The sequence below is a fragment of the Thiolapillus sp. genome, from assembly GCF_048562965.1.
Classification (GTDB): domain Bacteria; phylum Pseudomonadota; class Gammaproteobacteria; order Chromatiales; family Chromatiaceae; genus Thiolapillus; species Thiolapillus brandeum_A.
In genome coordinates this window covers 1-4455 of the sequence record NZ_JBHNMF010000276.1, presented here as the reverse complement: position 1 = coordinate 4455, position 4455 = coordinate 1, and the positions used below count along the sequence as shown (strand labels likewise).

4 protein-coding genes are annotated in these 4455 nt (G+C 50.7%); all 4 read left to right on the top strand.

Annotation, left to right across the window (positions count from 1 at the left end; all coding sequences use genetic code 11):
* Nucleotides 1-158 precede the first annotated feature (158 nt).
* Nucleotides 159-377, top strand: coding sequence for a hypothetical protein (locus tag ACOCD2_RS13095; RefSeq protein WP_293646642.1), 219 nt, complete (start codon nucleotides 159-161; stop codon nucleotides 375-377).
* Nucleotides 374-2110 carry an ATP-dependent nuclease gene (locus ACOCD2_RS13090; protein ID WP_293646640.1) on the top strand — a complete coding sequence of 579 codons (1737 nt, stop codon included), beginning with the start codon at nucleotides 374-376 and terminating at the stop codon, nucleotides 2108-2110. The genes ACOCD2_RS13095 and ACOCD2_RS13090 overlap by 4 nt, the downstream gene beginning before the upstream one ends.
* Nucleotides 2107-4047, top strand: a complete 1941-nt coding sequence (locus ACOCD2_RS13085; RefSeq protein ID WP_293646638.1) for an ATP-dependent helicase — start codon at nucleotides 2107-2109, stop codon at nucleotides 4045-4047. Before ACOCD2_RS13090 ends, ACOCD2_RS13085 begins: the two co-directional genes overlap by 4 nt.
* Nucleotides 4047-4455: DEAD/DEAH box helicase (locus ACOCD2_RS13080; protein WP_419618430.1), on the top strand; the 409-nt coding region annotated here is incomplete at its 3' end. The genes ACOCD2_RS13085 and ACOCD2_RS13080, both read left to right, overlap by 1 nt.

The window sequence follows — 4455 nt, the reverse complement described above, 5'->3', positions numbered from 1 at the left end:
AGCAGGATGCAGCAATCAGCGTATAGAACAAGCTCTAACGGGCAGTATGAACAAAATAGCAACTTTATTTCACCCGAAAATATACGGTGGAACAATGTTGCTTACTCTAAACTCTAGTTTACTTATTCACCATAACTGATAGTTTTGTAGGACATCTCGTGAATCACGCGACTGGTGCCGGTTACCCGGCTGTGCGTCCGGTTGATTTCGAGCGGGCAAAGGTCGTGGTGCCACCGAAAGCACTGTTGAGCCTGTTCCACGAATCAGTCGAACCAAGCTTTCGACAGATTACAATACTGGAACAACAGAATATGTGCCTCGCCAAGGCACGTGATGTACTCCTGCCCCGCCTGATGAGCGGAGAAATTTCAGTATGAAGCTAAAAGAAATCACAATCAAAAATTTCCGCGGCATTTGTTCGCTAGAGCTTCCTCTTGACAGCTTGACCGTGCTGATCGGTGAAAACAATACCGGAAAATCGACAGTGCTGGAGGCTATCCGGCTGGTTTTGACGCGAGGCTTTGGTGTCCGGCGCAGTGGTCGGTTTTCTGAATATGACTTCCATCTGAAGGACGCAGCCGCGACCCCTCAATTGGCGGAGCCAATCTCAGTCGCACTGCATTTTTCCGAGGAGCAGGAAAACGAATGGCCTGACGCGGTGGTCCAGCAGATGAGCGAAGTCATCCAACCGGATGTGACAACAGGCCTTAATCATATCTGGTTGCAAGCCACGGGCACCTTTCAGGCAGAGACGGCATCATTCGAAACCCAATGGTCTTTTCTCAATTCCAGCGGGGACGAGTTGGCTCTCAAGAATGCGTCGCCGCTTAACCTGCTCTCCCGGTTCGTGCCGTTGTTCTTCCTTTCAGCGCTTCGCGACGCTTCTCAGGAATTTGGTCAGCGCGGTCAGTTCTGGAGCGGGTTTCTGAAATCTATCCAACTACCCGATGATAAGCGGGAAAAGATCGAGAAAATGCTCCGGGAGGTCAATGAATCCGTAATTGGTGCAAATTCTGGCCTGACCGAGGTCACAAATCAAATCGCAGGTGCTGGGAAGCTCGTACCGCTGGATTCTGACAATCCTGTGGCTCTGGAGGCGATTCCCACACGAGTCTTTGATATGGTTGGAAAAATCCAGGTGCATCTGAAGTCGAGTTATGGCGCTAAACTCCCCTTGCACCGCCATGGCGAAGGAACGCAGAGCCTCGCCGTGCTAATGCTATTTCAGGCATTTATAGCAGCCAATCTGGCCGAAACCTACGCACCGGAATCTACGCCGATCCTGGCCCTGGAAGAACCCGAAGCTCACCTTCATCCATCGGCAATTCGTTCCCTTGGTATGTTTCTGAAGGAAATGCCCGGACAGGTTATGGTGACCAGCCACTCGGGCGATCTGGTGTCTCGTGTTCCTGTCACGGCATTGCGAAGACTTTACAAAGCTAATGGCGAAACGAAAGTCGGGCGGGTTGAGAGTGGATCGTTTACCGAGCGCGAGTTACAGGCCATTGACTACAACATACGTCTCGCCAGAGGGCATTACCTGTTTTCTCGCTGCTGGTTGTTTGTGGAGGGTGAATCGGATTATCACCTCATGCCGTTGCTTTTCGAAGTGATGGGGCATTCCCAGGATCAGGTCAGCTTCTCGGTTCTAGAAATAAGCCAGGTTATCGAGAAAGGCGAACCACTGATAAAATTCGCCAAGGCATTGGGTATTCAGTGGTTTCTGATGGCGGATGGAGACCGCGCCGGGCAAGACTATGTAAATCGTGCCAACAATCATCTCGCAGCTGGGGAAAACCTGGCAGACAGGGCGAAGGCATTGGCGCATCCGGACATAGAACATGAATTTTGGCATGGTGGTTTCGAGGATTTCATTAGCGGGATGATTTCTGAGGCCCGCAGGAACCAGATAGAAGCTGATGCAGTAGGCGATGAGTTAAAGAAAACCAAAAACCTGATCAAGGCGGCAATCAAGAGTGCGGGTGGGAAGCCGGCTTTTGCTCAATCGCTGGTAAGTGAGGTGCAGAACCGTGGTGAGGTTTCCATCCCTCAAACAATCAGGGATGTTATTACTCGCGTTGTTCAGTTGGCTGGAGGTGAAGCTACATGATTGATTTATCCTCACTAAACGAAAACCAGCGTGAGGCGGTATTGTGGGACAAGGGCCCCCTTCTTGTATTGGCCGGTCCTGGCTCTGGAAAAACGCGTGTTTTGACTTATCGGATTGCACGAATTCTGGAGGAATCCGGAGGTCAGCATTTTCGGATACTGGCTCTGACCTTCACTAACAAGGCTGCGGCCGAGATGCGCAGCAGAGTCGAAGAACTGATACCAGGCGAACTTGGTCGAGTGCGACTCACCACCTTTCATTCCTATGCAGCGGAGTTATTGCAACAATACGGAAATCATCTTGACTTTCGCCCGGATTTCCAGATTCTTTCTAATGATGCCGATCGCGAAGCATTGCTGGATGATGTGCTTGGGCAGCTTCGGAAAGATCTTGCATATTCGCTTCCCGATCATTTTAAGGCTGCGCAGCTTCTACCAGCTATAACACGGCTTCTTGAGCAATGTGTTCCGCCAGATCAGGTGGAAACGTTGCTCCAGCAGTTAAACGTTGAAAACTCAGCTCCTCTCGCACGTGTTTACACGGCGTACCGGGATGCCCTGCGCCGAAACAATTCGCTTGATTTCCCTAGCCTGATTGCCGAGTCTCTGGACCTACTTCGCAAGTATCCATCCCTTATTAAACATATCCGCAAGGTTTTTACGCATATCCTCGTTGACGAGTTTCAGGATACCAACCATTCCCAATACCAGATTCTCTCGCTTATCGTCCAACCTGATCCATCCACACTGTTTGTTGTGGCTGATGACGATCAGATCATTTACCAATGGAACGGCGCGAACCCTAAAAGAATACAGGCATTGCGGGATGATTTCGGAGTCTCTGAGTTACAGCTTCCAGAAAATTACCGCTGCCCACCTCAAGTTATTGAATTAGCTAACGCACTGATTGAGAGAAACCTGAACCGATCAGCTGGGAAAAAGCCGTTGAAAGCAGTCAAGCACGACGATAGAGACGATGTGGTGCGGATATACCACTTCTGCTCTGTCGATGATGAGGCCGAATGGATTGCGCAAGACATATCACAAAGGAATAAGGAGGAGCGGGCAAAATGCGCGGTTCTTGCCCGTACGAAAAAGCTCCTGGATCTTGCGGGAAGAAAGCTTGAAGAAGCAGGAGTGCCCCTATATTTCGCTGCCCGAAAAGACGAATTCAAAAGTGCCCCTCTTAGGATGTTGCACGCAATTCTGCGCTTGGCAAATTCGAGGGAAGACAAACAATCACTTGCACGTCTTTCAAAAGCATTTTACGAGTTAGAGGGCATTAGCATCGAGCTATCTCCGGTACTCTCACGTGCATCCGCCGATGACAAGGGCTTGTTGCGCTCTTGGATTGATGAAGTTAAGTATCGCAATGGCCTTGAGGAACGTACCCAACATCTTCTTGAGGTGGATATTAAACCACTTCTGAATTCGCTGGACTACCGTGACTTCGCGGATAAATTATTTGAGTGGGCGGAAGCCAAGCAAGCTAGTACGCATCCCGATGAAAATGCCTTTAGTAGTGAATTCGAAGAAGAGCGAGAGGTCTGGAAAATACTTTTGGCGGAAATAACCAAGAAATTCGAAGGGGACGATGTGAGTCTGTATCAGTTGCTCCATGAACTCGATCTGACATCCAAAACACCACCAAAGCCGCCAGAAGCGGTTCCGTGTTTTACGATTCACGCTTCGAAGGGGATGGAATTCGAACATGTCTACCTTATGGGCATGGTAGAGGATCAGCTTCCCAGTTGGGCCGCCGTCAAAAAAGGAGATAATTCCCTAGAAATGCAGGAAGAGCGCCGGAACTGCTTTGTGGCCATTACTCGCGCACAAGAAAGTCTGACCATGACTTATTCGACACAGGTTTTCGGTTGGCCAAAACAGCCGTCCAGGTTCCTTCGCGAGATGGGTATTGAGTTGGAGCCCACGTACTAATGATGGATCGGCAAGCCGCAGAAACTCTATTACAAACCGCTGTCGGCAACCCGAACGCCCATTTCCGCTCCGGCCAGTGGGAAGCCATTGACGCGCTGGTCAACCACCGCCGCAAGCTGATGGTGGTGCAGCGCACGGGTTGGGGCAAGAGTTCGGTCTATTTCATCAGTACCCGTATTCTGCGGGATCGTGGCGCGGGGTTGACGGTTATTATTTCTCCCCTGCTGGCGCTGATGCGCAACCAGATCGAGGCGGCGAACCGGCTGGGTATCCGCGCGGAGACGATAAATTCCACCAATCAGGAGAACTGGCCGGAGATCAATGCGGCGATGCTGGCGGATAAGGTAGACGCCATTCTGATTTCTCCGGAGCGATTGTCGAATGAGGAATTCGTCGGCGAGGTGCTGA

Coding starts and splice junctions, on each gene's coding strand:
- ACOCD2_RS13090 (WP_293646640.1), top strand. CDS start 374: ATGAAGCTAAAAGAAATCACAATCAAAAATTTCCGCGGCATTTGTTCG.
- ACOCD2_RS13085 (WP_293646638.1), top strand. CDS start 2,107: ATGATTGATTTATCCTCACTAAACGAAAACCAGCGTGAGGCGGTATTG.